The sequence below is a fragment of the Ruegeria sp. CL5 genome (assembly GCF_056536485.1).
The window spans coordinates 229768-253655 of record NZ_JBQFPS010000006.1 but is presented as its reverse complement, the minus strand read 5'-3'; the positions used below and the strand labels follow the sequence as shown (position 1 = coordinate 253655).

Here is a 23888-nt window from a genome sequence, read left to right as displayed (position 1 = left end):
CGGGAGAGGGCCCAGCATGGACACGATTCAGGAGATTTTCTTTCTGCCACCCATGGCGGTTGCCCGTCTTGGACCGGGCGAGACACCGCTGGAAAGCTATGAGTGGCAGCAGGACATGGATGCCCATGGCAATAACAAGACGGTTATACGGTCGAACATAACCTTGCGCGAAGTCGAAGATGGAAGCGTCACTGCCTACCTCCCCGACCCCGACACGATCCGCTTTCGTGACGAAGGCGGCGCGCTGCGTCCGGTTGCCCCGTTCTTTGAGCTGTGGGCGCGGATGCATGATGCCGAAACGGGAGAGGAATATGAGACACCGGTGACGCTGGACCTGCTCGACGATCAGGGGCTGTCGCTGCAGAACGTGCGCTATTCGGTCACCGTCGGGAATACAAAGGCCGAGCGTCGGACCGGTGATGCGGCCTGCGGATTTCGCGCACGGGTGGAGATTGCAGGGCAGGATTTCACCCCGAAACCCCTGCTGGCGTTCAGCCCGTACACTTCTGAACAGCAGCCGATGGTCTACGAGCACAACCCGATCCCTCTGGGCTCGATCCGCGTGATGCATCCGGTGCAGGGTCATGATGAGCCGGTAGAGGGGGAATTCATCGACCGTAGCATCCTGCGCCTGCGCTTTATGCCCCCGAAAGGGGAAGTCTATGGCCCGCCGGATGCGGCTTATGGCCCGGCGACGTTGGCGGTGCCGGGATACCAGAACGACCCGCCGAAATCGGAATATGGTCGAATCCATGAAATCGTGCCTGAACAGAACCGCATCCTGAACCCCGATACCCCATGGTCACGATGGATCATGATGTCTGGCACATCGGACGACCCCGAGCCGCATGACAGCTACGACGGTGCCCGCGTCGGCAATGACCAATCATGGGGTGTGGCCGATGATACCAGCGACGGCGTGATCGAGGCGACGCTGGCTGTGCGTGGCGAACGCCTGACCGCGCGCGCCACGATCATGACCGGACCGCCCGATTTCGCACCTGATGCGCGGCCGTTCTATAGCCTCGAGGATGATCTGGCCGATCGTGATCTGTCGCTGATCTCGGTAACTGAAGAAAACTATACCCAGGCCAAAGACGAGGTGGTCGATATCTTCCGCCGCGCCTTTGAAACCAACAGCCTGATCAACCTCGACGATATCCGGGCGCAGGGCTTGAAAGACAATGCCAAGCTGCAGGCGAAAACCGGGATACCGGCGACGCCGGGCTTGCCGTCAACCGACGCGAAATCCATGACGGAGGAGGATGCAAGGCCACCGGATAAAATCGATGAGTTGATCCGGCCACAGCCGATCTCGGTCTTTTCGAACTCCGTGCCCAATGACCGGCTACCCTATACAGTGGCGACGAAATTCGTGCATGAGCAACTGATCGACGAGGCCAATCTTCTAGATTTCCTGCGACGCCGTCCGGATTTTGTGAAAACGCTGCTGCGCCCGCCTTACGGCATCCTGACCGAGCTTGAGACCGACCCGAACCCCGATCAGGCCCCGAACCCGGAGTTCCGCGATCCCCGGATCATCCGCGACTCGATGCACGATGCGCGGATGCCGCCTTATATGCGTGATTCCAACTATTACCCGCTATCCCTGTCACGCAGGCAATACCATCTGGTGATCTCGTTCATCGACTATCTGGTTGCACAGGAATCGGAGGCTCAGAATGTCTGATCAACCCGGCCAAATCCGCGTCAAACCCCGCAACCTGACCGCCCGCGCGGCCTATAAGGTACCGGGCAACCCTGACAACACGCGACTAGATGGATCGGTGGGCAATTGCTTTCCCGGTCTGGAAATGGATGTACGCAATCTTGATCGGCGTTTTTTCCCCGGTCTGGTTTTCAACGCCGCACGGGTGCCGCTGAACCCCGTGCCCGAGGCGCCGAAGAATTCACAGGGCTTCCATCTGGTTTTTGTCGATTATTTCTACGACCCGATGCTGCCTGACAACAGCCCCGAAGAATGGGTGCAGACCTTGCTGGAGGCCTACAGCGGCGACGTGGGCGTAAAGCTCAGCCAAGGGCGCTGGTTCCTGTCATGGGTCGAACAAAGCGGCAAGCGCATCACTTTCAAGGAGGAAGACGGCACGCCCTATGACGGGCTGATGATCTGGCGGTTTATCCGCAGTCTGGAACATGGCGATGACAAACCGGTCAGTATTGCTCTGGAGCGGCGTAATCACGAAGGCATTGTGGATACTGAGCAGGTGGTCCTGCACGGGTTTCGGCGCCAGTATAGAACCGAGGCGGGGGTCTTCAGCGAAGCCTATGACCCCGGTGAATTGACGCAGAGCCTGTGCAATCCGTGGTCCCATGACTTCCGCGATTGCGGCTGCCACTACTGGCCCTCAAACCACCCCGATGTGGTGATGGCCGAGGTGGCACATGACGACCAGCTGCCATCGGGCCAGTCGAAGAACCCGATCGAAGCCGAGACCTATCTGGACTGGCTGCGCTCGGACAAATCTCCGTCCGGCAATGTCGCAGCGCTGAATACGGTGGAACAGAACCGCCCCTATCAGATCGACCACTATCAGGTTAACCAGATGTGGAGCGAGCTGCCCATCGTCGTCGAAAGTCGCGAAACGGGCGAGGTTTACGAGGTTGATCCCGAAATGCCGGGCGTGGAACCCTATGACACGCCGGAGACGATGATCGAGGACCTTAAGACGCGCCTGGCCGCGATGGAGATGACGCTGAGCCTGCAGTATCTCTATGCCTATTTCTCGTTGGCGGATCCCGAAACGGCGGACACCCAGAAATGGCCGACACTGAAGGACGACCTGATCTTTGCCCGGCGTTCCGTGCTGGAGGTCGCGATTGGCGAGATGACCCATATGCGCTGGGCGAACCAACTGCTGTGGGAGCTTGAGCCAGAAGGGTATGAACCCATCCTGACCCCGTCTGAAACTCTCCCTGCGGGTAAGGGTAAGACGCAGCCCCGCGCGCTGAGGCCACTGACGGCTGAGGCGCTTGCGGATTTCATCGAGATCGAGCGTCCCGGTGGCTTTATCGACCGCGCCTATGCGCAATGTGTTGCAACGCTGGAGCAGGCGGACTTATTCCCCGAGCGCCGTCTCTATGCGCTGGCGGTGCGGATCGACACCGACGGGGACGAGCATTTCCTGCGCTTTAGCCAGATGAAGGATGTTCTGGCCAAGTACGATACCGGCGAAGGTACTCCTGCTTACTTGCGCCCGATTAAGGTCGGGACCGAAGAGCAGGCCAAAACAGCGTTGGAACTCTACGCTAAGGTCAAGGATGGGTTGGCCAATGCCTATACGCTTGAAGCGGATGGCAAATTCGAAGAGTCTCAGACCTTTATCCAGCAGGTGCGCGATGACATGAAGCTGTTCCGGGTCGAGGGCGAAGCGCTGGCGGCCCAAGGGATCGGCATTCCCTTCTGGACGGAGGGCAAGGCGTGATCGCACCCGCCGCACAGGTGCATTTCTTCGAAACAGGGCATGGAGATCACATGCTCGCCATCGATGGCTCGCGCGTCTTCGACGTCCCCGAGGGCACGGCGGGCCGGTTTGAGGCGATGAACACCGCGGGCCAAAGTGCTTTCCTCAGGTCCATGGGGTTGGATGGTACTCCATTCATCGACGATACAATGCCACAGGACCTGCCCGTGCGCTCGCTGTCACTGGCCGTGGCGCAGAAATGCAATCTGGCCTGCACCTATTGCTATGCGGCGGGTGGCGAATTTGGCGGCCCCGCGCGGAATATGGAGTGGGAGGTCGCCAAGGCCTCGGTTGATCGGCTGGTGGCCGAAGCCGAACCCGGTGTGCGGATCAACCTCGCCTATCTGGGTGGAGAACCTCTAATCAACCGTGATCTTGTGCATCGAACCACGGACTATGCCGTCGATCAGGCGCAGGCTTACGGGTTGAGCGTCGGGTTCTCGATCACCACCAATGGGACCTTGCTACGCCCCGAAGACGCGGTGTTTTTTGAAGCGCATGGATTTGCTGTTACCATCAGTCTGGATGGCGTGGGCAAGGTTCATGACAAACTGCGCCCAAATCGTGCAGGGCGGGGCAGTTTTGACACTATCCTGAAACGGGTCGAACCCCTTCTGGCCGCACAGCACCGGATGCAGGTCGGTGCCCGGGTGACTGTCACACCGCAGAATATGAACCTGCCAGAGACGCTGGAGCAGTTCGTGGGGATGGGTTTCCACTCGATCGGCTTCTCGCCAATGCTGGCCTCGCCCAACGGCCAGCATGAGCTAAACAGGAACGATCTGGACGAGATGCTGACTCAGATGATCCGCTGTGGTGAAGTGTTCGAGGCGGCGGTGATCCAAGGACGGCGATATCCGTTTTCAAACATGTCGGCGGCGATGCAGGAAATCCATCGCGGCACCCATCGGCCCTATGCCTGCGGGGCAGGGGGCGGATATTTCGGCGTGTCCGCCGATGGCGGCCTGTTTGCCTGCCATCGCTTTGTCGAGGACGAAGCCGGAGCCATGGGCGATGTCTATGATGGCCCCGACTTGCGACGCGAAAACTGGTTGGCGGACCGTCACGTGCACACCCAGTCACCCTGCAATACGTGCTGGGCGCAGTATCTATGTGGCGGTGGGTGTCATCACGAGGTCATCCACCGCGGACGCCCAGCCTGCGACTACATTCGCGGCTGGCTGCACTATTGCCTTCAGGCCTACGTCCGCTTGTCCGAAGCGAGGCCCGATTATTTTGGCGTGCCTACGCAGGCGGCCTCTGCCTGATCGGATGGTCATCGAGACTGAAATCTGCGTAATCGGTGGCGGCCCAGCAGGCAGCGCGGCGGCGCTGAGGCTAGCTCAACTGGGTCGCCGCGTCTGCCTGATCGAAAGACAAACCTTTCCGCGCCAGCATGTCGGAGAATCTCTGCCACCATCAATCTGGCCGATCCTGAACCTTCTGGGCGTCGAAGAAACCGTGGCGCAAGCCGGGTTTCTGCGCGCAAGCGGATCGATCCTGCATTGGGCCGGAACGTTCGAGCGTCGCGGTGCTGACGGCGATTACCCCGGTCTATTAGTGGATCGAGGCCAGTTTGATGCGGTACTGCTGCGGGCCGCGCGGGCGGCGGGAGTTGAGATCATTCAGCCCGCACGGGCATACCGCCCGATGCGCGATAGATCAGGCTGGGCAATACCGGTCCGCACCGATACCGAAGCATACCAGGTTCAGGCCCGAATCCTTCTGGATGCCGCAGGCCGGCAAGCCGGGCTGGGCCGCAGGTTTCGATCAGCCTCTCAGCCTTTATTGGCGCTCTATGCTTATTGGCAGGTTCCGCCAGGCTTCGGCCCACAAGCGCGGGTCGAAGCAGGCAAGTCGCACTGGTACTGGGGTGCGCTGTTGCCGGGTGGGGTGGTCAATGCAATGGTTTTTGTTGAACCCGAGAGCTGCACAGGGCTTTCACCTGCGGACCGGCGCGATCTTTACCTGAACCTGCTGGCGCAATCGACCTTGTTGTCCCCTTGTCTGGAACAGCGCCGGATCGGGCCAGTCCGGAGGGTGGACGCAACCAGCCGAACCGAGGTCACACCTCCGTCGCATGATCTTTTGCGGGTCGGGGAAGCCAGTTTCTCGGTCGACGCTTTGTCATCGCAAGGGGTGCAATTGGCCGTGGGTCAGGCAGTGCAGGCCGCAGCAGTGATAAACACGCTGCTGGATACGCCCGAACACCGCGAACTGGCTTTGACCTTTTACGCAGACCGCCAGTTTGAGCGTGTACAGACCCACGCCGCGCTGTCGGCGGATTTCTATGTGAGGCAGCATGCGGTCAGTCCTTCGCCGTTCTGGGCCGAGCGGGCACATCCGTTGGACTGGCTCAAATTGCCTCGAACCATTCATAGCCCAGAGATGTCGCGCAACGATCTGGCCCTGACCCTGTCTTCGAAAGCAAAGCTGATTACGTCTGGGGTTCAGGTCGCCGCGCATATTGAGCCGGGACTTGTTTTGAAGCACCCAAATCTGCAGCGGCCTGTCGCAAATCTCGAGGGCGCTTCGCTTGGCCTCCTGTTGCAGCGCTTACATTGGCCACAAAACGCGAGTAAGATCGTTGCATGTTGGTCTGATACACTCGATGCCGAACGAGCGGCTCGCATTCTGGACTGGCTTTGGCACCATCGCATACTGATCCCGGCAACTGATCGGGCTTAATCACGGTTCCCTCTGCCATCCGAATGGCATAAGCTTCTCCGCAACGCCAACCGCCAAGTAACAAGAGGTCGCATGTCGCGTTTTGATGGGTATTTCCTGCGGCAATTGCTGGTGCTGTTTGGCTTTTTCACACTGGTCCTTGTCGGTGTCTTCTGGATCACACGTTCGGTCAGCCTGTTTGACCGCGTGATTAGCGGTGGCCAGTCTGCAATGGTGTTTCTGGAATTCACCGCGCTAACCCTACCGACACTGATCCGGACGGTTATGCCGATGGCGGTGTTTGCTGCCGCTGTTTACGCGACCAACCGCTTGAGCCGGGAAAGTGAGATGACGGTTATGCTGGCGACTGGATCGAGCCCTTGGCGTCTGGCGCGCGCGGTTTTGATGTTCGGGCTGAGCGCTGGGTTGATAATGGCGGTCATCAGTGTGTTTCTTCGGCCTGCATCGGTTGATCAGCTGGAAAAAAGACAGGATGAAGTCGCTGGTGATGTGACCGCTCAGCTACTGAATGAAGGCGAATTCCTGCACCCGGCAGACGGTGTAACCGTCTATATTGGCAGTATCGATCTGGACGGTACGCTGCGCGAGGTCTTTGTTTCGGACCGGCGAGAAACGATAAATCCCGTCAGCTATTCCAGCACCACAGCTTATCTGGTCAACCAGACCTCAGGCATTCATCTGGTTATGCTAGACGGGATTGCGCTGCGATTTGATGAGGCTGGCAACACGTTGTCATCAACGTTGTTCGAAGATGCATCCTACGACATTTCAGAGCTGACACTGAACTCGGAAATGGGCCACCGGAGCCTTGAGGCGATACCTACGATCGAGCTGATCTGGGATCGGGAAGCTGTTGCCGTGAAAGATTACCACAGCGTCGGTCATCTGGTTGATGAACTGCATCAGCGATTCTCATGGATCGCCATTTGTATTGCGGTTGCCTTGGTCGGCTATTCGGCGCTCATGCTCGGCAGTTTTTCGCGTTTTGGCTTGTGGCCCCAGATACTCGGAGCCTTCACGATTCTTGTATTGTTGGAAGGCGTAAGGGGGTTTGTTTCACCTATAGTGATCGGAGATCCACGTTTGTGGATTTTGCTTTACCTTCCGGCGATACTGGGCGTCGCATTGTCAGGCTTGTTCCTGACTATTGCCGGACGCCCTTTGTTACGTAAATCTTCCGGCAACGGCGCCATTTCCTCTGCATGATACTTGGCGTTTTCTGCGTCGAATTCTTTTGCGTTGTTGACCGGTCTGTCTAATCTAGGCGCGAAAGCAGCCACAGGAGCGCGCCATGCTGGACAAAACCCACAAACCCACCTGGACCAGTTTTGAAGAGGCAACGAAGGCCGATTGGGATGCGGTCATGGAGTATGAAGAGGCCTATAACGCGGCTCTGCCAGATCGTATTCTCGATGCCATCCGATCGCTAGACGAAGACTGGACGCCTTATCCGGTGAATCGTTACCAACACAGCCTGCAAGCCGCGACACGCGCTTATGAGGATGGTGCCGATGAAGAGTTGGTTGTAGCAGCTTTGATCCATGACACGGGTGATATCCTGTCGCCTTATAATCACGGTGAGTTATCAGCTGCGATGATGAAGCCATATGTAAGCGAGAGAACCTATTGGATCCTCAAGCACCACTGTGTGTTCCAGGGATATTATTATAATCACCATCTCGGTGGTGACCGGAATGCGCGCGACAAGTATCGCGACAGCCCGTATTGGGAGGACTGCCGATATTTCTGCCACGAATACGATCAGAAAGCATTTGACCCTGATTATCCAACAAAGCCGCTGGAGTTCTTTGAACCCATGCTACGCCGCGTCTTAAACAAGGGCGAGGGGCATATGGAGTTGAACGAGACGTCTGAAGGTTAACAGGCGGCCATCAGTCGATAGACGATCTGAGCTGCGGTAAAGTCCCAGGCGGCATTGCCGTCTGGGGCCAACTCGACCACATCGAAGCCCACACATTTCCGGCCCTTCAGGGCGTGCTCGACCAGGTGTAGCGCCTGATAGTACCCCAGCCCTCCGGGTACGGGCGTGCCGGTCGCGGGCATTTGAGATGGATCCAGCCCGTCCACGTCAAAGCTGACATAAATCAGTTCGGGAAAATCCTCGGGCAGGTCGATCGAATGGATATTACCAGTCACCAATTCTTCGGCGTCGACATGGAAAATACGGTTCTTCAGACGGCCCTGCGCTTCTTCGGTCGAGAAGGCACGAACGCCGAATTGCGCCAGCCGGATGCCTTCTTCGGTTAAAAGGTGCATGACCGAGGCATGGGAGTGCTTTTCCCCCTGATAGGCGTGGCGCAGATCGGCATGGGCGTCGATCTGGACGATGCCGATGGGGTGGTTTAGCGCACGTGCCACACCCATCACAGCACCGTAGCTGAGCGAATGTTCTCCGCCTAAGGTCACGGGCACTTTGCCTGCACGGATGGCAGCTTCGGTGCGTTGGGCGAGGCGTTCCATGATTTCGGGTAGGGCGGCGTCGCAATCGATGGGTTTTTCGGTGAAAATGCCGTCTACGCAAGGTTCTGCGTGGCCCGTGATGCGCTCCAACTCGTTGCTGGCCTCAATGATCGCCTCAGGCCCTTTTGCGGTGCCGGATCCGTAAGAGACCGTGCGCTCCAGAGGCACTGGGATCACGCGAAAGCGGCCGTCTTCGGTGCGCTCGGATGTGGTCAGTTCACTATCAAGAAAAATGCTCATGAAAGGCGGTCCTTAAAGTCGTCATAGCTGAACTTTTTGATGAATTTCAGTTCGTCTGTTTCGCTGTTCCATAAGGCGATGGTGGGCAGGGGAACACCGTTGAAGGTGTTGGTCTTGACCATCGAGTAATGCGCCTGATCGAGGAAAGCAAAGCGCTGGCCGATCTCCAGCGGCTTGTCCCATGTGTAATCGCCAATCACGTCGCCGGCCAGACAGGACGGACCGCCCAAACGGTAGGTATGGCCTGACGCGGCCTCTTCCATCAGGGCTGGGCGATACGGGGCTTCGATCACGTCGGGCATGTGGCAGGTGGCCGAAATATCGGTGATTGCTAGGTTCATGCCATTTGTTGGCAGGTCGAGGATTTCTCCGATCAGAATGCCCGCGTCCAACGCCACCGCCTCCCCGGGTTCAAGATAGACGTCGACGTTGTGTTTTGCGCGGATGGCTTTGATGAAGGCCACCAGCCCGTCGCGGTCATAGTCATCGCGGGTGATATGATGGCCGCCGCCGAAGTTCAGCCACTTGAGCTGGTCCATGAAGGGGGCGAGTTTGGGTTCCACAGCGTCCCAAGTTCGTTGCAGCGGCTCGAACCCCTGCTCGCAGAGTGTGTGCATGTGCAACCCATCGACGCCAGTCAGGGCGTCCGCGGTCAGTTGGCTGACAGGCGTGCCGAGACGTGAGCAAGGCGCGCAGGGGTCGTATTTGGGGATCTCACCCTCGGAGTGCTCAGGGTTGATACGCAGGCCAACCTGTACGCGTGCTGCCTGGGCCGTGAAGAGGAAGCGATCCTTCTGAGCCGGAGAGTTAAAGATGATGTGGTCGGACAGAGTGAGAATTTCATCTATGTCTGTGTCTTTATACCCAGCGCAGAAGGTCGCGACCTCGCCGCCATATTCTTCACGACCCAAACGTGCCTCATAGATACCGCTCGCACAGGTGCCGCCGAGGTATTGGCGGACCAATGGGGCGAGCGAGAACATTGAGAAGGCTTTGAGCGCGCTCAGGACATGCGCGCCTGAGCGGTTGCCGATCTCGGCGAGCATGCTCAGATTCCGCTCGACGGCTATTTCGTCGACCACAAAGCACGGCGTGGGAACCCGGCTGAGATCGAATTTGCGGAAGGCTCCGGCGTCGCCGGCCTGCGTGGTCATCATGTCGGACATAACCGGCGTCTCCGTTGGGTAGACAGGCCGGGGGCTCTGCCCCCGTACCCCTGGGATATTTTTGGCCAGATGAAGCAGGACGGTCGCTCAGACCGATCCTGAGGGATCAGAACTCGACCGGGCCGTCGAGCTCGTGGACCTGCCACGGCAGGCCGTGTTCGTTCAGCATGTCCATGAAGTTGTCCGGGTCGAGCTGTTCCATGTTCCAGACGCCGGGCTGCACCCAGTTGCCTTTCAGCACTTGTGCGGCACCGATCATCGCGGGTACGCCGGTGGTGTAGCTGACGGCTTGGCTGCCGACCTCGGCATAGCATTCCTCGTGGTCGCAGATGTTGTAGATGTAATAGGTTTTCTCACCCGATCCGTCTTTGGCCTGGCCCGTGGCGATGTCACCGATGCAGGCTTTGCCTTTGGTTTCTGCACCCAGGTCACCGGGATCAGGCAGCAAAGTTTTCAGGAATTGGATCGGGATGATTTCCTTGCCGTCATGCATCACCGGATCAATGCGGGTCATGCCGACATTCTCCAGCACTTTGGCGTGGGTAATGTAGGCATCGCCGAAGGTCATCCAGAAGCGGGCGCGTTCGATTTCGGGGAAGTGGGTCGAGAGTGATTCCAGTTCCTCGTGATACATCAGGTACATGTTCTTGGGGCCGATGGCAGGAAAGTCGAACTCGACCTTATGGGTCATGGCGGGGGAATGTTTCCATTCGCCGTTCTCCCAGTGACGTACTTCGGCCAGCACTTCGCGCAGGTTGATTTCGGGGTTGAAGTTAGTGGCGAATTCCTGATCGTTCGAGCCGCCATTAGCGTCCAGCACATCGATCTGACGAATGGTGTCCAGCTTATGTTTCTTTAGCCAAGTGGCGAATACGCTGGTCACGCCCGGATCGAAGCCAGAGCCGAGGATCGCTGTCAGACCGGCCTCTTTGAACTTATCCTGATAGGCCCACTGCCAATGGTATTCGAACTTGGCCTCATCCTCGGGCTCATAATTTGCGGTGTCGAGATAATGGATGCCCGCCTCAAGGCACGCGTCCATCAGCACCAGATCCTGATAGGGCAGGGCGAGGTTCACAAGGATTTCTGCGCCGGTTTCCTTGATCAGCTTGACCGTGTCCTCGACCTTGAAGGCATCCAACTCGGCGGTTTTGATGTCCACGCCCACACGTTCTTTCACCGCCTTGGCGATGGCATCGCATTTCGATTTTGTGCGGCTGGCCAGAGTGATCTCGGTGAAGATGTCCGAATTCATCGCCATCTTGTGCACAGCGGCGTGGGATACGCCGCCTGCGCCGACAACCAGTGTTTTTCCAGTCAAAGAACCCATGGGGGTAATCTCCTCTCACAGGGGGGTTATTCGTAATAGGTGTAGCCGTTGATCGAGTCGCGATAGGCGCTCATCAGGGTTTTGCGGTCCTTGGCTTTCAGAGTACCGGTCGAGATCGCCTCGTCCACCATTTTGCGGAAGGCGGCGACGCAATCCTGTGGGTCGAATTCCACGTAAGACAGGACTTGGCTGATCGTGTCGCCCTCTTGTTCGTGCAGCAGATCAAAGCCTCCGTCAGCACGCAGGTCGATGGTGACGACGTTGGTATCGCCGAATAAGTTGTGCAGATCGCCCAAGGTTTCCTGATAAGCGCCAACGAAGAAGACACCCATGAAGTACTCATCATCTTCGGGCAGGGAATGCACCGGCAAACTGGGTGAGACACCGTCGGCCAGAATGAACCGGTCGATCTTGCCGTCGCTGTCGCAGGTGATGTCTGACAGAACAGCGCGGCGGTCAGGCGTTTGGTTCAGGCCTTGTAGTGGGACGATGGGGTGAAGTTGATCGATGGCCCAAACGTCAGGAAGGGATTGGAACAGTGAGAAGTTGCAGTGGTAGATATCGGCCACTTTCTCTAACTGGTCGTCCACATCCGACTCCAGATAATCATTTGCAGCCAGAGACTTGAGGCGTGCCATAAGCGACAGGTAGATCCGTTCAGCACGGGCCATCTGTCGCAGGTCGACATAGCCCCGCCGGAAGAGCGCGCGCAGCTCGTTGCGGTAGAAGGTGGCGTCGTTCCAGCATTCCTGCAGCCGATCGCTGCTTAGATAGCCATGAACTGCAGCGAGGTCCGAGACCATATGATGATCATCAGCTTCGACTTCGGGACCGGTCGGGGCGTCGTAAAGCGTGCTCTCCAGAACATTAAAGACCAGCATCGAAGATGTGGCCACGACTGCCCGTCCGCTTTCAGTGATAAGTGTGGGATGATCGATTTCAGCTTCGTCCATGGCATAGGCCACAGTTTCGACCACGTTTGCGCAGTATTCTTCAACCGTATAATTGATTGAATTTTCTGCGGCTTTCTTTTCGCCGGTATAGTCCACACCCATACCGCCGCCCAGGTCCAAATGAGTGAGCGGTACGCCTTCGCGCGTGAGTTCGGTATAGTAGCGGCACGCCTCGCCTACAGCGCGGCGCACGTCGTTGACGTCCTGTACCTGTGAGCCCAGATGTGAGTGCTGCAGCTTCAGGCAATGCAGCTTTCCGGCGTCGCGCAGCTTGTCCACTGTGGCAACCAATTGGTCGGTGTTCATCCCAAAGGCGGATCGGTCGCCCGAACTTTCTTCCCATTTACCGCTGATCTGATTGGTCAGCTTGACCCGTACGCCGATCAAGGGCTCGATGCCAAGCTCGTTATAGACCTGGATAACCGTGTCAGCCTCTTTTGGGCTTTCCAGAACGATGACCGTATTGAAACCGATCTTGCGGCTGAGGATCGCAAGCTGGATGAACTCGGCGTCCTTGACGCCGTTGCAGACAATTAACGCTTCAGAGGCCAAGCGGTGGGCCAGCGCGACGACCAGTTCGGGTTTGGAACCGGCCTCAAGCCCATAATTGTATTTCTTGCCGAACTCGACGATACGATCGACGACCTGAGCCTGCTGGTTCACCTTGATCGGGAAAACGCCGCGATATTGGCCTTTGTAGTCAACGCGCTTGATTGCGTCGCGGAAACTTTCATTCAAATGCGCGATCTCATGTTCCAGATAAGACGCCACACGTAGCACCATCGGCGCCTTGATGCCCCGATCATCCAAGTCACTTAGGATACCCGGCAGGCTAATCGCAGTGGCATCAGGAACCATCGGATTACGTAGACCGATCTCGCCCTGATCCGTCACCTCAATGAGGCCTTTGCCCCATTTCTCAACCCCGTAGATGGAATGCGGTGCGATGGGCGGTTGTTTCAATCAGGTTTATCCTTGGAATCAGGGTGCAGGTTTCGCGCCTGCCAATACGGTAGCGGTTCGATTCGTCCAAGCATAAACTGCGAATCGGATTCTCGCTGCGTATTAATCGGTTGTTTGGATTGGGATCAAATGGTTGTCCCATTGGCAATCCTGCCGAGACGAGATTTTGGCGTGCGCGGCATTCAGAGACCCAAAGGCACCGGTACCGGTGGTGAATACCAAATCTTCTGCGCCAGCGCCTAATCCGCAGACGTCCTCAAGCGTGTAGGCGTTCATAAAAGTACCGCTCGTCACATCGAAGCGATGTAGCGCGTTGCCTCTGGGGCAGGTAATTGCAACTGAATGTCCATCGCTGGAGAACGCGATGCTGCCAGCATACCCGTACAACTCGCTTTGCTGTCTTTCAGGGGCGGAAAGCAGGCGAGGGTTTTCGCCAAGTTTGTGCAAGCCCAACAAGGGTGGGTGCTTGGTCTGATTGCCCTGCCATTGCATCGCGAAACCCACAAGACCATCGCCACGCACAGCAAGATGACGGATTGAGTTTTTGTGCTGCGCGCCGGTTAGCTCCACTTTTGCCAATACCGAACCCGATAGGTCGACATAGGCGAGATTGGGCAACATTGTAGACAAGTTAAGCTTCGTTCGGCCGGTATCGGGGTGGGTTTCGATACCACCATTGGCGATAACTAGCATGTCACTGCCGGGCATCAGCCTTATGTCGTGGGGACCAACGCCGCCAGAGGCGAACTCTCCGAGCCGAGCAAAGCTGTTGGCGTCCCAAACGCCTATGACACCTTCTGCGGCTTCATATTTATTCTCGGTCGTGAAGAACCGCGTGCCATCGGACGAGAATGTGCCGTGCCCGTAGAAGTGGCGGCCCTTTGGGGCTGTCAGTCGTTTGATGACATCACCACTTTTGCAATCTACCACAATGGCGAATGTGCCCGGACGGCGTGCAAAGGCGACGGCTTGCGCCTTGGACGGATGGGCGGCCGCAGCATGGCCCCTCGCAGGCAAAGGGATCGAGAAGAGTATGGCGCCCGCGTTATCCAGCCCGGAAAGCCGATAGCTGCCATCGGGGAATAGCCCGGCGGCAAGATAAACAGGCGCGCCCACCGATGACCAGCCGGATGCGGGCGTCAGGCTGGCAGCGGCAAGACCTGCAAGGAAATTGCGCCGGTTGGTCAAAGTTCAGTCTCCGTCCAGTGAGTTGAAGCCAGCACTGATGCCGAGCGTTGGACCAAGCTCGGTTGAGGCGATCTCGCGAATCTTGTGGATCGATTGTTGCAACGCTTCGACCCGGATGCGGCCCTGCGGTGTGTCGACCTTGGCAAAGGCGGGGTCATCCAGCGACTGAGCCCGATCTATTGCCTGTGCAAAGGCTGTATCAAGATCAGCTGCGATTTCGGGGTGGTCGAAGGACAGGCGGGCGGCCAAATCGCTTAGCGCGATCAATGATAGCTCCACATGACGCAATGATCGCATTGACCGACGCGCTTCGGCGCGGTTTGGACGTGGACGTTCGAATGTACCCAAGGGGCGACCGAGCCGTGTATCAGCGGTGAATTCGAGGCCTGTTGTCAGCGCCCGGTACAGTTCCTGCATCGCCTCATCGCCCGTGCGATAGGGGCTGTTGTCATCCGGCTGGGTTAGATTTGGTGCGAAACTCTGCCAATCGGCGTTCATCTCATCTGCATTCCGATCAATGTCGGTAGCGATGGCGCGGATCAGCGCGCAGCGATAGGCGAAGTTGCCTTGTTCGGCCATGGCTGGATCGTACAGCATTCGTTCAAGCGCCAGAAAACCGCGGCCGGCAATCGACGTTTCGGCATATGCGGCGGGCGACTCTACAGCTGTGTCTTCGTCTTTGATGTGCCGGGAAAGGGTTTTTGGTGTGAACCCTTTTGTGTCGGGCCAGAAGGCCATGGCAAAGGCCCGGTCATCCGTCTCGGTTGGACCGAACCGCAAATGACTGGCTGAGATCCAGCTATCGAATGCTGCAGAATAGGCTGCGCGTAGGGTATCCGATTGTGGCTCACAATCGGCCTGCACGGTGGTGGCCAAGGTGTCAGTCGCATCCGCCAATTGCGCAAAGCGCGGCAGGATATGTGTTTCAGTCACATCCATCAAAATCGGAGCGCGATCCTGCGCATAGGCGCCGAATGGGATCAATAAAGCGGTGAATAGGGTAAGGCTTCGCATCAACTATAGGCTCTCTAGAAATTGGATCAGCGCATCACGGTCAGCTTCGGGCATTGATACAACCGTGTCGCGGGTGGCTTGGGCCTCTCCGCCATGCCACAAGACCGCCTCGAGCAGAGAGCGTGCCCGACCGTCGTGCAGGAATTGGGTGTGGCCCGAGACACGTTCTGTCAATCCAATCCCCCACAGCGGCGGAGTACGCCATTCACGGCCCGTGGCGCGGGCCTCGGGGCGGTTATCGGCCAGTCCTTCACCCATGTCGTGCAGCAGCAGGTCAGTGTAGGGCCAGATCAATTGAAAACTGTGTTCGGGTCGGTCGGGCATTCGATGGGTAACATAGGCAGGTGTGTGACAAGAGGCACAGCCAGATGTGTGGAATACTTCTTTGCCGCGCAGAACCTTTGGATCATCAGTTTCACGCCGGGCGGGGACACCCAAATTGCGGCTGTAAAAAGCGACGAGATCCATGCCGATTTGGTCAATCTCAAACCCGCGCACATCAGTGTCACCGTGCGGGGCATCCATGCAGTTGGTCTGCAGCTCGGTGCAATCGCCGAAGGGGGCAGGGTAAAGCGGGCTAGAAATGCCAATATCACCCGCGAAGGCCGCCGATGATTGCTCCATCACCGTAGGCATTCCGGCTTTGTGGCCAAAGCGGCCCATCATCGGTTCGCCAAATTCTAACGACCACACGATGTTCGGTCGTCCCGATATCCCATCGCCATCTTCATCATCAGGATCGGCCCGTGCCAACAGGTCCTCAACCGGGATGGATTCGAGCAATCCCAAGCCGATCATCTGCGGCGCAACTCGGGGGCTGAGCATGGCGTCGGGATGCAATGGGCCATACCCCAAGTCGGCCGCATGGTAGGTCGGGCGGCGAAGCGAAGCAATTTCACCTTCGGACAGCTCGATTGGGACTTCTTCGTATGTGATGCTCAACCGATATTCTGCCGGATGGCCGGCCAGTGCGAAATCCTGCATCTGCCCGCCATAATTCGGGTCGGGCAAGGTGGCGATATAGTCCTCAATCTCGGCAGGAGCATCCTCTGGGTTGCCAGGAATCGAGACCCGTAGAAACATCGAAATGGCGTTGTCATCCGGTCCATTAGGTGTATGGCCGCGCCCATCCTTGATGTGGCACCGCTGGCACGAGCGGGCGTTATAAAGCGGGCCCAACCCATCTGAAGCCAGTGTTGAGGAGGGCGATGAGACCCAGATTTTCTTGAACAATCCATTGCCTACTTTGAAATCCAGTTCCTGTTCGAAACTGATGTTGGCGGAGGGCTGAGAAAACGCATCGGCATCGGTACGAACGCGTACAGTCGCCGCGCCAGCAGATAATTCTTCGAACCGCTGGGGTGCACTGAACTTTTCGGGTGAGGCTGTCACCGCAGCAATCCGCGCACGCTCTTCGTCTGTTCTGGGAATGAAGTTTAGATGTGGGTCCCTTAGCTCGGTCGCGAGGGAGGGGGTGGCCGACAGTGCGGCCACCGATGCCAGGGCGAGCCTACTCGCCCTCGTCCATGGTTGATGCGTTGAGTTGCGCATAGTTGGCTTCGCCAATCCTTTCATAGAGGTCGAGCTGCGTTTCGAGAAAGTCGATATGGTCCTCTTCATCGGACATCAATTTCTCAAACAGAGACATCGACACGTAGTCGCCGGCATCCCGGCAATACTCGCGCGCTTCCTTATAAAGAGCTCTTGCATCAATTTCGGCTGCCAGATCGCATTCAAGAGTTTCCTTGGGTGTCTGGCCGATCCGCAATGGATCAAGTTTTTGCAGGTTGGGGTGACCTTCGAGAAAAATAATACGTTCAATCAGCTTGTCCGCGTGCTCCATCTCTTCGATGGATTCTTCGCGACTTTTCTTAGCCATATGGCCAAGCCCCCAATCTTCCTGCAGGCGATAGTGCAACCAGTACTGGCTAACAGCCGTCAGTTCATGCCGCAGTGATTTGTTTAGATATTCGATAACCTTGGGATCGCCTTTCATGTGACTTCTCCTGTGATGCTCCGGACCGCAATGTTCGAAGCTGCATGGGGACTTCCAGATTATCGTCAGAACGCATTGTGTCTAGGAAAAGAGGCATACATCCGCCGCAATCCGCTGATTTACCAAGGGCATGATAGATCTTGCCAGGGGTGATTATGGTCTGCGGGTCTGCGGTGCGCATCCAGCTGATCGCGGCGCGGATGTCGTGGTCTGAGATATTGGTGCAGTGGCATATAATCATGGCGACTCAGCCTGATTTCGTTATTCTTAGTGAAATAGTTGGTTTATAGTTTTGCGTCCAGTGTCAAGACGCCACACCCATTTCGTAGAAGGGGCAGAGCGCAATTCCATCGCGCCCGGCCATGGCGTTTAATGGAATACCGCGTCAGGATTATCCAGGCTGTCCGAGCCTTCGAACTCGATCTGGTCAAGTTCCAGCAGAGTCACGATACGTTCAATGGTTTTGGTTTGGTCGATCAGTCCATTCACGCCACCCATGATCAGAGCTTCACCGCCTTCGTTGCCGCGCTCCAGCATCTGATCATAAGCAAAACCAGCCTCGGCAGTCGACTTGATGTTGCCCAAAGCTTTCATGGTGCTCGCGAGCTTGGCTTTCATCTCTGCATCCAACGACGGATCGGTTGCGACAACCAGATCGGACAACGATGCACCAGATACCGGAGTGCCATCAATGCGGGTGTAGCTTCCCAGATACACGTTCTGGATGCCCAGACCATCGTAATAGTGGCTGTTATGGGTGTTGTCGGCAAAGCAATCATGCTCTTCTTCGGGATCGTTCAGCATCAGGCCCAAGCGCATGCGTTCACCCGCCTGTTCACCATAGGACAGCGAGCCCATGCCGGTCAGGATTGCACTTACACCGGCAGTCTCGTCTGCTGCCAGTGCGGCACGCGCATCACCGCCTTCAGCCCACTGGGCCGTCATCCATTCCAGATCGCTGATCAGCAGATCGGTTGCGGCGCTCAGATACTGGGCCCGACGATCGCAATTACCGCCAGTGCAGACGTCACCGTCTACATAGTCGGTGTAAGGACGGTTGCCTGCGCCCGCCTCATGACCGTTAAGGTCCTGGCCCCAAAGCAGGAATTCGATGGCGTGATAACCGGTCGCGACGTTTGCTTCGATCCCGTCAGCTTCGTGCAGCGTGTCCGACAACAGGGTCGGAGTGATATCACTGGCGTCGATGGTTTCGCCAGACAGTTCAAAGCTGGGGTTGGCGATGACGTTCAGCACGGCGAACTCGTTCTCATCGCTCGGGCTTCCGTACGACGCGTCCACATAGTCGATCAGGCCTTCGTCCAATGGCCAGGCATTCACTTTGCCTTCCCAGTCGTCGACGATAGCGTTGCCAAAGCGATAAACCTCGGTCTGCTGATAAGGCACGCGCGCGGCGACCCATGCGGCGCGGGCGGCGTTCAGCGTGGCATCAGACGGGTCAGCGATCAGAGCGTTGACGGCAGCTTGCAGCTTCTTCGCGGCAATCAGGCTGTCGTCAAACTTGGCTTCCGCGATGTTGGCATAGGTGCTCAGAATATCTGCTTTAGACGGGGCGTCGGCGACAGCTGCACTTGCGATGCACAACGTAAGGGCGCTGGTCGCAGTGAACAATTTGGTCATTTGGAATTCATTCCTTCTCAACGGGTTCGGTTCCCGTACAGTTACGGGGTGGACGCGGAAATATCTGAGTTAATTAGTCAACAAAGTCAACCTGACTTTTATTGTCGGATATAAAGTCTGAATTTGCCTCCCCATATCTGGTGGGGTTGAAATGCATGTAAGCCAATTGCGCAGGAGGGTAATTAGACTAAAATAATACGAGATTTGTTTGTTTAATGGTGTTTGAGATGAAATGCGCGGCAGTACTGTTAATGCTCTTGCCAACCATACCAATGGCTCAAAAGTTGGCTGCGGTCGAAGCGCATACCCACAGTGTTGGGCGAGTGGCAATATCAATGGATAGTAATGAGTTCACCGTGATTCTTGCGGCCCCGGGCATGGATGTTGTGGGCTTTGAGCACTCAGCAGAAAACGACGAAGAACGGGCAGAAGTTGCGGCCGCGATCTCGGATCTCTCAGAACCGTTGAGGTTGTTCAATTTGCCATCAGAAGCTGGATGCGAAACCGCGTCTGCGAATGTGGCCCTTGTTGGGGTTGGTTTTGGGCAAGTGGATGACAAAACCGAAAATCACACCAGGGAACACGCCGAATTTCAAGCGGACTATGTGTTGGAATGCGAGGAAATAGATTTGGTGACGTCGATCCGGTTCACCTATTTTGAATTATTTCCCGACGCTCAGAAACTGGACGTCAGTTTGATTTCGGTCGAAGGTGCCTTCAGCTATACGGTGTATCGCGATCAGCCGGTGCTGACCCTGCAGGACTAGAGTGCGTTAGCTTTGCGTCAACGCGTTTTTCAAGGCAAAATATGATGCTTTGGGTGTTCTCTCCAACGTTTTGAAATCTACATCGACCAGTCCGAAGCGTTTTTCATACCCCAGCGCCCATTCGTAATTGTCCAGCAACGACCAGACAAAATATCCTTTGATCGGCACACCGTGATCCAAAGCCCGGCGTACTTCAGCCAGATGTTGATCCAGATAATCAATTCGGTCTTCATCCTGTTGGCGCTCAGCGCTCGCCATACCGTTTTCAGTGACATATATCGATAGATCGCCCGTGTAATCGCGTGCAGTTCGGATCAGAAATCGCGAAAGCGCCGCAGGATCAATTTCCCACCCCATCTGCGTTTTGGGCAGCGGGCCTGGAACCTCTTTTAAAGCGGGCCAGGCCGAGTCGGAGTGTGTAATTAGCTTGCGCGTATAGAAATTCAGCCCACACCAATCGACCGGACTGCCGATGGTCTCAAAATCGCCCTGCCAACCTTTGGGTAGGTGCGGTGCTAAACCCTCCAGAACATTCTCGGGGTAGGATTTGTTAAAGACCCCGCTCAAGAAGAACCGGTTGTAGATCCCGTCATATAGGGCCGCCGCAGAATGTGCTTCGGTGCTATCATCGGCAGGTTCCGACCATTCCAGATTGAACACCGCACCCAGATTGGACATGCCCAATCCACGCATAACCTCGATTGCGCGACCATGGGCAAGCAAGACATGATGCATGGCGCGGGCGGTGGCGCGGATATCGCGCAGGCCGGGGGCATGTTGGCCCTCGAAATGACTGAGCCAGCTTACGCACCACGGCTCGTTGATGGATGCCACGCTGAACATGCGATCGCCGATACGGCCCATGATGATTTCTGTAAAATCAGCGAACCAATTTGCGATATCTCGGTTTCGCCAGCCGCCTAAGTCAGCAAGCGGCGAGGGGAGTTCCCAGTGATACAGCGTTGCGCAGGGTTTGATTCCGCGTTCAAGTAGGGCGTCAACTAAACGATCATAGAAATCAAGGCCTTGTTGATTGACTGGCCCGCGTCCCTCGGGCAAGATTCGAGCCCAGCTGGTCGAGAAACGATAGCAGTCGAACCCAGCGTCCTGGATCAGATCCAAATCCTGTTCATATCGATTGTAGTGGTCGCAGGCCAAATCGCCGTTTTCAGCGTTGACGACGTTTCCCGGAGTGGCCGCGAAACTGTCCCAATGGGTCTTTCCTGCGCCACCCTGAGCATGACCCTCAATCTGGTAGGCCGACGTTGCAACGCCAAACTGAAAATCGACCGGAAAATCCGAGCGTTTGTGTTTCATTTCACATCCTTTGTGGTGCTGGACCGGTTGAGCTGCCAACAACAAGCTCGGCCTCTAACAGGCGCGTTTTGGGTGGGTCGTTGGGGGCGTTGATCCGTCCAATCAGCATTTCAGCAGCCAACTCTCCGGCATGTCTGACCGAGGACCGTGTGGCGGTGAATATCGGTACATCTATGCCGTTGCGCATGTAGGACAGTTCGTCATCGTGCGCGATGACTGAAATATCTCGTCCCATTTTCAGGCCGCGATTTTCCAGGGCCCTCCGGACACCAACGGCTGAGATGATTGACGAGGCCAGAATGGCCGTCGGCGGATCGTTCAGATCCAGCATGTCGCAGGCGGTTTGATGCCCGTAAATTTCTGTCATCTCGGCGCTGCGCAACAGATCCGGCGCAATCTCAATTCCTGAGTGTTTTAATGCTGAGACGTATCCATTCCGACGGCGCTGAGCAAAGTCCATCTCTTCCAGCCCGTTGATCAGTGCAATGCGCCGGTGGCCGAGATCAATTAAAAATTGTGTTGCCCTCTCGAATGAGCGCTGATTGTTCACGTCGATCCAGTCGTAAGGAACGTCGGCACCCGTAGAACGACCATGTACAATGAACGGCACCCCCATTTGCGACAGGACGGATATCCGCGGCTCGTTGACTTTGGGGCCCTGAAGCACGACGCCGTCCACGACCCCTCGGTTGAACAGGCTTCGATAGGAGTCTTCGACTGAGGTGTCAGGCGCGTGCGTGAACATCATATCATAGTTATTCTGTGCGTAAGTGCGCGCAGCACCTGCAACAAAATCACCAAATATCGGGTTGACCATCTCGTGCTGAGAAGAGAACGGGATCACGTGCCCAATTACCATGGATCGCCCTGTCGCCAGTCCTTTGGCGCGGCTATTTGGGCGGTATCCGTGTTTTGTAGCGGCAGCCTGAACCCGGATACGCGTTTCCTCATTCACTTCGGGATAACCGTTCAGCGCTCGGCTGACGGTTGTCTGTGAAAGACCAAGAATCTCTGAGAGTTTCTTTAGGTTCATAGTATTCAAAGCGCTTTCAAGTTACGGTCCTATTGTTTTGTTTGGAATTTCAGATTCCGTCAACCCGTTTTGATATTTGAATCTAATAACTCATTTTTACAGCAACTATTTGCGAGATGTTGACAGACTCGGAATGTTAGCGGATAAAGTGATCTATCCAAAGCGCTTTGAAAACGAATCTCGTTTGCGCCGTAAAGTCTGGGAGGAAAATTCATGAAACGCTCGCTTTATGCAGGTGCGGCAGTGACCGCTCTGCTGGCAGGGACCGCGTATGCCGAAGACTTGGCCTTCACACCTGGTGAAGGGCCGTTCAACTGGGATAGCTATAATGCCTGGGCTGAAAGTGCGCCTGATCTGAGCGGTCAGACCGTCACTATCGCTGGTCCTTGGTTGACGCCGGAAGATGGTTATTTCAACAACATGACCGCCTATTTCGAGGCGGCGACCGGCGCGGATGTGATCTACACTGGCTCTGACAGTTTCGAGCAGCAGATCGTTATCGATGCCGAAGCGGGTTCCGCCCCGAACATCGCCGTATTCCCTCAGCCCGGACTGGCGGCGATCATGGCCTCCAAAGGGCAACTAACGCCTTTGGGTGAAGACATGGCCAGTTGGGTTGGCGACAACTATGCGGCCGGAAATTCATGGGTTGACCTAGGCACCTATAAAGATGCCGATGGAAATGACCAGATGTACGGCTTCTTCTACAACGTGAACGTCAAGTCTTTGGTTTGGTACAACCCGGAGAACTTCGAGGATGCTGGGTACGAAGTGCCAGCGACCATGGAGGAACTGAAAGCACTGACTGAACAGATCGTCGCTGACGGTGAGACACCTTGGTGCATTGGTCTAGGATCGGGTGCCGCCACGGGCTGGCCAGCGACTGACTGGGTGGAAGATATGATGCTGCGGACGCAGCCGCCTGAAGTTTATGACCAGTGGGTGACAAATGAGATACCGTTTGATGATCCACGCGTGATCGCCGCAATCGAAGAATTCGGCTGGTTTGCACGCGATGACGCGAAGGTTTCTGGTGGGGCAGGAGCCGTGGCCTCGACTGACTTCCGCGACAGTCCCAAAGGCATGTTCTCATCGCCGCCGCAATGCTACATGCACCGTCAGGCCTCGTTCGTTCCGGCCTTTTTCCCCGAAGATGTTGAGTTCGGTCTCGATGCAGACTTCTTCTACATGCCGTCTTTCGCCGACAAAGACTTGGGCAACCCGGTTCTAGGCGGTGGTACGCTGATGGCCGTTAGTAATCCCTCGGATGCGACTAGCGCGTTCATGGAGTTCCTGAAAGAGCCAATCGCGCATGAGGTGATGATGGCGCAAACAGGTTTCCTGACCCCGCATAAAGGCGTGAATACCGAAGCCTACAAGGACGATACTCTGCGTGGTCTGGGTGACATTCTGTTGGGTGCGACGACCTTCCGCTTTGATGGATCTGACCTGATGCCGGGCGCCGTGGGCGCGGGTACATTCTGGACCGGGATGGTCGACTACACCGGAGGTAAATCCGCCGAAGATGTCACCAGCGAAATCCAGTCGTCCTGGGACGCACTCAAGTAAACCACTGAACCTTTGGGCAACCTATCATTCAGGTTGCCCGGAACCCTAGCAAGGGAGAGGACG

The 23888-nt window shown here is 56.5% G+C and carries 20 protein-coding genes; 8 read left to right on the top strand and 12 right to left on the bottom strand.

Annotated elements, in window-relative coordinates; genetic code table 11:
- The first annotated feature begins 16 nt into the window (after nucleotides 1–16).
- From ACR0IU_RS12700 to ACR0IU_RS12675, 6 genes are all read left to right on the top strand, one after another.
- Nucleotides 17–1690, top strand: a complete 1674-nt coding sequence (locus ACR0IU_RS12700) for a hypothetical protein (RefSeq protein ID WP_480716502.1) — start codon at nucleotides 17–19, stop codon at nucleotides 1688–1690.
- A complete protein-coding gene (locus tag ACR0IU_RS12695) occupies nucleotides 1683–3443 on the top strand; it encodes a ferritin-like domain-containing protein (protein ID WP_480716501.1) in 1761 nt (586 codons plus the stop codon). Before ACR0IU_RS12700 ends, ACR0IU_RS12695 begins: the two co-directional genes overlap by 8 nt.
- Nucleotides 3440–4750: a radical SAM protein gene (locus ACR0IU_RS12690; protein ID WP_480716500.1), complete on the top strand. Its 1311-nt coding sequence runs from the start codon at nucleotides 3440–3442 to the stop codon at nucleotides 4748–4750. Before ACR0IU_RS12695 ends, ACR0IU_RS12690 begins: the two co-directional genes overlap by 4 nt.
- Nucleotides 4751–4754: 4 nt before the next feature.
- A complete protein-coding gene (qhpG, locus tag ACR0IU_RS12685; protein ID WP_480716499.1) occupies nucleotides 4755–6170 on the top strand; it encodes a flavin-dependent monooxygenase QhpG in 1416 nt (471 codons plus the stop codon).
- A gap of 72 nt (nucleotides 6171–6242) precedes the next feature.
- Nucleotides 6243–7376, top strand: coding sequence for an LPS export ABC transporter permease LptF (gene lptF, locus ACR0IU_RS12680; protein WP_480716498.1), 1134 nt, complete (start codon nucleotides 6243–6245; stop codon nucleotides 7374–7376).
- An 85-nt stretch (nucleotides 7377–7461) separates the two neighbouring features.
- Nucleotides 7462–8052 carry an HD domain-containing protein gene (locus ACR0IU_RS12675; protein ID WP_480457739.1) on the top strand — a complete coding sequence of 197 codons (591 nt, stop codon included), beginning with the start codon at nucleotides 7462–7464 and terminating at the stop codon, nucleotides 8050–8052.
- Here the strand turns inward: ACR0IU_RS12675 and speB are convergent.
- The 10 genes from speB to ACR0IU_RS12625 all read right to left on the bottom strand — a co-directional run bounded on the left by speB (nucleotide 8049) and on the right by ACR0IU_RS12625 (nucleotide 19139).
- Nucleotides 8049–8891: an agmatinase gene (speB, locus tag ACR0IU_RS12670; RefSeq protein ID WP_480716497.1), complete on the bottom strand. Its 843-nt coding sequence runs from the start codon at nucleotides 8889–8891 to the stop codon at nucleotides 8049–8051. The genes ACR0IU_RS12675 and speB overlap by 4 nt on opposite strands.
- The gene (gene nspC / locus ACR0IU_RS12665; protein WP_480716496.1) at nucleotides 8888–10057 is read right to left on the bottom strand and encodes a carboxynorspermidine decarboxylase; all 1170 of its coding nucleotides are present in this window, start codon (nucleotides 10055–10057) and stop codon (nucleotides 8888–8890) included. Before nspC ends, speB begins: the two co-directional genes overlap by 4 nt.
- A 106-nt stretch (nucleotides 10058–10163) precedes the next feature.
- Nucleotides 10164–11387 (bottom strand): saccharopine dehydrogenase family protein, encoded by a 1224-nt coding sequence (locus ACR0IU_RS12660; RefSeq protein WP_480716495.1) that lies wholly within the window; start codon nucleotides 11385–11387, stop codon nucleotides 10164–10166.
- 26 nt (nucleotides 11388–11413) lie between these two features.
- On the bottom strand, nucleotides 11414–13303 hold the full coding sequence (gene speA, locus ACR0IU_RS12655; RefSeq protein ID WP_480716494.1) for a biosynthetic arginine decarboxylase: 1890 nt from the start codon (nucleotides 13301–13303) through the stop codon (nucleotides 11414–11416).
- A gap of 102 nt (nucleotides 13304–13405) precedes the next feature.
- Complete coding sequence (locus ACR0IU_RS12650) at nucleotides 13406–14491, bottom strand: DUF1513 domain-containing protein (protein WP_480716493.1); 1086 nt, start codon at nucleotides 14489–14491, stop codon at nucleotides 13406–13408.
- A gap of 3 nt (nucleotides 14492–14494) precedes the next feature.
- Nucleotides 14495–15505 (bottom strand): imelysin family protein, encoded by a 1011-nt coding sequence (locus ACR0IU_RS12645; protein WP_480716492.1) that lies wholly within the window; start codon nucleotides 15503–15505, stop codon nucleotides 14495–14497.
- A gap of 3 nt (nucleotides 15506–15508) precedes the next feature.
- Nucleotides 15509–17056 carry a di-heme oxidoreductase family protein gene (locus ACR0IU_RS12640; RefSeq protein WP_480716491.1) on the bottom strand — a complete coding sequence of 516 codons (1548 nt, stop codon included), beginning with the start codon at nucleotides 17054–17056 and terminating at the stop codon, nucleotides 15509–15511.
- Nucleotides 17016–17501 (bottom strand): bacterioferritin, encoded by a 486-nt coding sequence (bfr, locus tag ACR0IU_RS12635; RefSeq protein ID WP_010443342.1) that lies wholly within the window; start codon nucleotides 17499–17501, stop codon nucleotides 17016–17018. Before bfr ends, ACR0IU_RS12640 begins: the two co-directional genes overlap by 41 nt.
- Nucleotides 17449–17742, bottom strand: a complete 294-nt coding sequence (locus ACR0IU_RS12630; protein ID WP_010443341.1) for a (2Fe-2S)-binding protein — start codon at nucleotides 17740–17742, stop codon at nucleotides 17449–17451. Before ACR0IU_RS12630 ends, bfr begins: the two co-directional genes overlap by 53 nt.
- 128 nt (nucleotides 17743–17870) lie before the next feature.
- On the bottom strand, nucleotides 17871–19139 hold the full coding sequence (locus tag ACR0IU_RS12625) for an imelysin family protein (protein WP_480716490.1): 1269 nt from the start codon (nucleotides 19137–19139) through the stop codon (nucleotides 17871–17873).
- Nucleotides 19140–19354: 215 nt separating this feature from the next.
- Between ACR0IU_RS12625 and ACR0IU_RS12620 the strand changes: the two genes are divergently transcribed.
- Entirely contained in the window at nucleotides 19355–19906 is a 552-nt protein-coding gene (locus ACR0IU_RS12620; protein WP_480716489.1) for a ZrgA family zinc uptake protein, read from the top strand.
- A gap of 6 nt (nucleotides 19907–19912) precedes the next feature.
- Here ACR0IU_RS12620 and ACR0IU_RS12615 read toward each other — a convergent pair whose 3' ends face one another.
- Together ACR0IU_RS12615 and ACR0IU_RS12610 are read right to left on the bottom strand one after the other, a co-directional pair.
- A complete protein-coding gene (locus tag ACR0IU_RS12615) occupies nucleotides 19913–21223 on the bottom strand; it encodes a GH1 family beta-glucosidase (protein ID WP_170780698.1) in 1311 nt (436 codons plus the stop codon).
- Nucleotide 21224: 1 nt separating this feature from the next.
- On the bottom strand, nucleotides 21225–22256 hold the full coding sequence (locus tag ACR0IU_RS12610) for a LacI family DNA-binding transcriptional regulator (RefSeq protein WP_480716488.1): 1032 nt from the start codon (nucleotides 22254–22256) through the stop codon (nucleotides 21225–21227).
- 213 nt (nucleotides 22257–22469) lie between these two features.
- Here ACR0IU_RS12610 and ACR0IU_RS12605 point away from each other — a divergent pair, with 213 nt between their 5' ends.
- The gene (locus ACR0IU_RS12605) at nucleotides 22470–23825 is read left to right on the top strand and encodes an ABC transporter substrate-binding protein (RefSeq protein WP_480716487.1); all 1356 of its coding nucleotides are present in this window, start codon (nucleotides 22470–22472) and stop codon (nucleotides 23823–23825) included.
- Nucleotides 23826–23888 lie beyond the last annotated feature (63 nt).

Coding starts and splice junctions, on each gene's coding strand:
- ACR0IU_RS12700 (WP_480716502.1), top strand. CDS start 17: ATGGACACGATTCAGGAGATTTTCTTTCTGCCACCCATGGCGGTTGCC.
- ACR0IU_RS12695 (WP_480716501.1), top strand. CDS start 1,683: ATGTCTGATCAACCCGGCCAAATCCGCGTCAAACCCCGCAACCTGACC.
- qhpG (WP_480716499.1), top strand. CDS start 4,755: ATGGTCATCGAGACTGAAATCTGCGTAATCGGTGGCGGCCCAGCAGGC.
- lptF (WP_480716498.1), top strand. CDS start 6,243: ATGTCGCGTTTTGATGGGTATTTCCTGCGGCAATTGCTGGTGCTGTTT.
- ACR0IU_RS12675 (WP_480457739.1), top strand. CDS start 7,462: ATGCTGGACAAAACCCACAAACCCACCTGGACCAGTTTTGAAGAGGCA.
- speB (WP_480716497.1), bottom strand. CDS start 8,891: ATGAGCATTTTTCTTGATAGTGAACTGACCACATCCGAGCGCACCGAA.
- nspC (WP_480716496.1), bottom strand. CDS start 10,057: ATGTCCGACATGATGACCACGCAGGCCGGCGACGCCGGAGCCTTCCGC.
- ACR0IU_RS12660 (WP_480716495.1), bottom strand. CDS start 11,387: ATGGGTTCTTTGACTGGAAAAACACTGGTTGTCGGCGCAGGCGGCGTA.
- ACR0IU_RS12645 (WP_480716492.1), bottom strand. CDS start 15,505: ATGCGAAGCCTTACCCTATTCACCGCTTTATTGATCCCATTCGGCGCC.
- ACR0IU_RS12640 (WP_480716491.1), bottom strand. CDS start 17,056: ATGCGCAACTCAACGCATCAACCATGGACGAGGGCGAGTAGGCTCGCC.
- bfr (WP_010443342.1), bottom strand. CDS start 17,501: ATGAAAGGCGATCCCAAGGTTATCGAATATCTAAACAAATCACTGCGG.
- ACR0IU_RS12630 (WP_010443341.1), bottom strand. CDS start 17,742: ATGATTATATGCCACTGCACCAATATCTCAGACCACGACATCCGCGCC.
- ACR0IU_RS12625 (WP_480716490.1), bottom strand. CDS start 19,139: ATGACCAAATTGTTCACTGCGACCAGCGCCCTTACGTTGTGCATCGCA.
- ACR0IU_RS12620 (WP_480716489.1), top strand. CDS start 19,355: ATGGTGTTTGAGATGAAATGCGCGGCAGTACTGTTAATGCTCTTGCCA.
- ACR0IU_RS12615 (WP_170780698.1), bottom strand. CDS start 21,223: ATGAAACACAAACGCTCGGATTTTCCGGTCGATTTTCAGTTTGGCGTT.
- ACR0IU_RS12610 (WP_480716488.1), bottom strand. CDS start 22,256: ATGAACCTAAAGAAACTCTCAGAGATTCTTGGTCTTTCACAGACAACC.
- ACR0IU_RS12605 (WP_480716487.1), top strand. CDS start 22,470: ATGAAACGCTCGCTTTATGCAGGTGCGGCAGTGACCGCTCTGCTGGCA.